Below are 5091 nucleotides of genomic sequence, written 5' to 3'. Positions count from 1 at the left end.
CAGGCCCTAGCGTCGCCAAGGTGTCCGACACCGTGAAGACCACCGTCTCACCGGACATACCGGCATCCCCGGGCGTACCGGCGCCGACCGCCTCCGGGCTCGCGCCGGGGTGCGCGGTGCCACTGGGCGTGACCTGGGACGGGTCCGGGGTGAACATCGCTGTCGTCGCCCCCGGGGCCGAGGCGGTCGACTTCTGCCTGTTCGATGCCGACGGCCGCGAGACACGCCATCGACTTCCGGAGCGTGACGGCGGGGCGTGGCATGGCTATCTGGCCGGCGTCCGCCCCGGTCAGCGTTACGGCCTGCGGGCACACGGTCCCTACGACCCGGAGCGGGGCCAGCGGTACAACCCGGCGAAGCTGCTGGTCGACCCCTACGCCCGATTGGTAGCCGGGACGCTGCGCACGGACCCGGCGATCTACGGGTTCGGTGGCGGCGACCCCTACGGCTTCGAACCGGACCCGCGGGACTCCGCACCGTTCGTGCCCCGCTGCGTCGTGACCGGGCCCGGGCGGGCGCAGCGGGGCCCCGCCGGGACCAGGGACTCCGGATTCGGGGACCTCGGGATCGGGGACCCCAGATCCGGGAGTGGCGGTTCGACGGGTCACGGCGTACATCCGGGCGTACATCCGGCGGACAACCGGCCCACCATCCCCTGGTCGGACACGATCATCTACGAGGCGCACGTACGCGGGCTCACGAAACGTCACCCGGGCCTGCCGCTACGGTTACGCGGGACGTACGCCGGGCTCGGCCACCCGAGCGTCCTGGCGCACCTGCGCCGGCTCGGCGTCACCGCGATCGAACTGCTGCCGGTGCACGCCTCGGTCTCCGAACCGGCCCTGCTCGAGCGCGGAAAAATCAACTACTGGGCCTACAACACCCTGGCCTTCTTCGCCCCTCATGCCGGGTACGCGGCCACCGACGACCCGATCGGCGAATTCCAGGCGATGGTCGTCGCCCTGCACGCCGCCGGCATCGAGGTGATCCTCGACGTCGTCTACAACCACAGCGCCGAGGGCAGCGAGCGGGGCCCGACGCTGTTCCTGCGCGGCCTGGACAACACGACCTATTACCGGGTAGAGCCGATGGATCCCCGGCGCTACCGTGACGTGACCGGCTGCGGCAACACCCTCAACACGTCCTCACCGCACGTCGTGCGGCTGATCTGCGACTCGCTGCGGTACTGGGTGACGGAGATGGGCGTCGACGGGTTCCGGTTCGATCTCGCCACCGCGCTCGCCCGCAATCCCGACGCCTTCGACCCCGCGGCAAGCCTGCTGACCGCCATCCACGCCGACCCGATCCTCGCCACGGTGAAGCTGATCGCCGAGCCGTGGGACGTCGGCTGGGGCGGGTACCAGGTGGGGGGGTTCCCGGCCCCCTGGGCGGAGTGGAACGGGCGGTTCCGCGACACCGTGCGCGACGTGTGGAACAGGCACACCAGCGGCGTCGCCGATCTGGGCTATCGGGTGTCCGGCTCGTCGGACCTGTTCGAGCACGGCGGCCGACGCCCCTGGGCATCGATCAACTTCGTCACCGCCCACGACGGCTTTCCCCTGGCCGACCTGGTCTCCTACAACGAGAAGCACAACGAGGCCAACGGCGAGGGCAACCGGGACGGCGAGGCGGACAACCGCTCGGCGAACTACGGGGTGGAGGGCGCGACCGACGACCCGGTGATCCTGACCATCCGCCGCCGGGTGCGCCGGGGACTGATCACGACGCTGCTGCTGTCCACGGGCGTCCCGATGCTGCTCGCCGGCGACGAGTTCGGTCGCTCGCAGGGCGGCAACAACAACGCCTACTGCCAGGACAACGCGGTGTCCTGGCTCGATTGGCCGACCGACCTCGCCGGATCGGTGGACGTCGCGGAGCCGGACCACGCCTACCCCGACCCGGCCGGCCCCGACCCGGCGCTGTGCCGGCTGGTGGGCGGGTTGGCGGCACTGCGCTCCGCCGAGCCCGTGCTGCGCCGGGGGCGGTTCTTCCACGGCGGCCAGTCGGCACCCGGGCGACTCGCGGACATCACCTGGTTCCGTGCGGACGGGGCGGTGATGTCGGTGGCGGACTGGAACGCCCCGCGGGTCGCGACGCTCGTGGCCCATGTCGCCGGCAGCCCCGTCGCTGAGGATCCTGCCGGCGGGCGGGGGACGCACGATCGACCGGCCCACGGCACTGGCCTGGTGTACGTGTTCCATCCGGATCGCGGCGACACCGTCGTCACCCTGCCCGGTGCCCCCTGGGCGGCCCGCCACGACCTGCTGCTCAATACCGCCGACGACGATCTCGCCGGATTCCCGGCGACCGTCGCGGTACCGGGAACCAGCTATGCCGGCGGCGAGTCCCTGACCGTGCTGGGCCACAGCGTGCTCGTCCTACGAGCCCATCCCCCCGGCACGGCGGCTTCGCCGCGGTGCGGGGACCCCTAGGGGTTGGTAACCAGGCCCAGTTCGGTGATGCTCGCGGTGAGTGCGTGCCGGGGCAGCACCCGCACCGTGTAACCGAAGGGTCCGGTGCGCCCGAGCGGGATGGTGCCCTCGTAGCGGTGACCGCCCTCCCCTTCGCCAACCGGCTGCAGGAACAGCGTCGAAGGATCCAGGATCCGGTCGGTCTGGTCGATCCGGCCGTAGGAGGCGAGGACGTCGACGTCTTCGAGGGCCAGCTCACCGAGGTCGATCGTGGCCCGCACCACCAGCGACTGGCCCACCTGAGGGGTGTCACCGAGACCAGCGGAGTCGACGTTGAGCACGCGGACCCCGGGCCACGCGGCCTGCACCCGGCTCTTCCAGGCGGCCAGGTCCCGGGCCCCGGCGAAGCCGCCGGCGGCGGCGGCCCGGGCCGAGACACCGGCCGGCACGTAGTATCGCTCGACATACTCCTGGACCATGCGGCTGGCCAGGACCTGGGGACCGAGAGCCGACAGGGTGTGCTTGACCATCGCGGCCCAGCGCCGCGGGATGCCGTCGCCGGGCTCCGAGTCGTAGAAGCGGGGGGCGACGGTGTTCTCCAACAGGTCGTACAAGGCGACGGACTCGATGTCATCGCGCCGGTCGGGGTCCTCGACCCCGTCCGCGGTCGGGATCGCCCAGCCGTTCTGGCCGTCGAACATCTCGTCCCACCAGCCGTCCCGGATGGACAGGTTCAGGCAGCCGTTCAGCGCGGCCTTCATCCCCGACGTGCCGCACGCCTCCAGCGGACGCAGCGGGTTGTTCAGCCAGACGTCCGATCCGGAGTACAGGAAGCGCGCCATCCCGATGTCGTAGTCGGGGAGGAAGACGATGCGCGACCGCACGGCCGGGTCGTCGGAGAACTGGACGATCTGCTGGACGAGCTGCTTGCCACCATCGTCGGCAGGGTGCGCCTTGCCGGCGATGACCATCTGGATCGGCCGCTGCGGGTGCAGCAGCAGCCGGCGCAGCCGGTCACGGTCCCGCAGCATGAGGGTCAGCCTCTTGTAGGACGGCACGCGCCGGGCGAAACCGATCGTGAGGATGTCCGGATCGAAAACCGACTCCACCCACTCCAGCTCACCGGGTGCCGCGCCGCGCTCGAGCCAGGAGGCCCGCAGCCGGCGGCGGACCTCGGTGACGAGGCGTTCCCGCAACTGCCGCCGGGCGGCCCACACGACCTCGTCGGGCAACGCGGAGATCTTCTCGAATCCGGCCGCGTCGTCGGAAAGCAGGCCCGGGCCGGGCTCGCGGTCAGCAAGCTCGATGATGGGCCGGGACACCCAGGTCGGGGCGTGCACCCCGTTGGTCACCGAGCCGATCGGGACCTCGGCGGTGTCGAAACCGGGCCACAGCCCCGCGAACATCTCCCGGCTGACGATGCCGTGCAGCTTGCTGACGCCGTTCGAACGCTGCGCGAGCCGCAGACCCATGTGGGCCATGTTGAAGACGTTGGGGTCGGCCTCCACCCCGAGCTGCAGGATCCGCTCGACCGGCACACCGGGCCAGCCGTTGTCCCCGCCGAAATGGCGGGCGACCAGGCTGCGAGGGAACCGGTCGATGCCGGCGGGGACGGGGGTGTGGGTGGTGAACAGCGTGCCGGCGCGGGCGGCTTGGAGCGCCTCGTCGAAGCTGAGCCCGTTCTCGACGAGCTCCCGGATCCGCTCCAGGCCGAGGAAGCCCGCGTGCCCCTCGTTGGTGTGGTACACCTCGGGCTCCGGAGTCCCGGTCACCGCGGCGTAGGCGCGCAGCGCACGGACACCCCCGATGCCCAGCAGCATCTCCTGGAGCAGCCGGTGGTCGGTCCCGCCGCCGTAGAGCCGGTCGGTCACCCCCCGCTCGGCCGGCTGGTTGTCCTCGACGTCCGAGTCGAGCAGCAGCAGCGGGACCCGTCCGACCTGCGCCTTCCAGATCTGCGCGTGCAGCGTGCGACCCTCGGGCAGACCGACGGCCACCTTCACCGGCATCCCCGCCGGATCGGTCAGCTGGGCCAGGGGGAGCCCGTGCGGGTCGATGCCCGGGTACCGCTCCTGCTGCCAGCCGTCCCGGGACAGCGACTGCACGAAGTACCCGGCCCGGTAGAGCAGGCCGACGCCGATGATCGGCACGCCGAGGTCGCTCGCGGTCTTGAGATGGTCGCCGGCGAGGATGCCGAGGCCGCCGGAGTACTGCGGCAGCACCTCGGTGATACCGAACTCCGGGGAGAAGTAGGCGATCGCCGACGGGGCGCCTTCGGCCTTCCGCTGCTGATACCACAGATCGGCTGTCAGGTACTCCTGGAGGTCGTCCGCGACGTCGGTGAGCCGGCGCACGAACCGGCGGTCGGCGGCCAGCGCGAGCAGCCGGTTATGATCCACCTCGCCGAGCAGGCGGACCGGGTCTCCCTTCGTCGCCTGCCAGAGCTCCGGATCAACAGACTCGAACAGGTCCAGCGTCTCGGGATGCCAGGACCAGCGAAGATTCAGGACTAGTTCCCCTAGTGGAGCAAGCTGCCCGGGGAGCTGCGCACGGACGGTGAACCGTCGGAGGGCTCTCACGAAGACGTGAGCCTAGTACTCCAACCCGACTTTTGTGATCAGTTGAGTTGTAGCTTCACGGCCTGGCGGTGGTAGTGGCAGTGTTTGGCGAGGAACTGCCGGTG

2 protein-coding genes are annotated in these 5091 nt (G+C 70.9%); one reads left to right on the top strand and one right to left on the bottom strand.

Going from position 1 to position 5091, the window contains the following annotated elements:
• Positions 1–56 precede the first annotated feature (56 nt).
• Entirely contained in the window at positions 57–2432 is a 2376-nt protein-coding gene (gene glgX, locus ACY5KJ_RS17240; RefSeq protein WP_462203847.1) for a glycogen debranching protein GlgX, read from the top strand.
• Here glgX and glgP read toward each other — a convergent pair.
• Complete coding sequence (gene glgP / locus ACY5KJ_RS17235) at positions 2429–4987, bottom strand: alpha-glucan family phosphorylase (protein WP_462203846.1); 2559 nt, start codon at positions 4985–4987, stop codon at positions 2429–2431. The two genes, glgX and glgP, sit on opposite strands and share 4 nt — an antisense overlap.
• Positions 4988–5091 lie beyond the last annotated feature (104 nt).

The sequence above is a fragment of the Frankia sp. CcWB3 genome (genome assembly GCF_977927595.1).
This window is presented reverse-complemented; position numbering and strand designations above follow the sequence as displayed.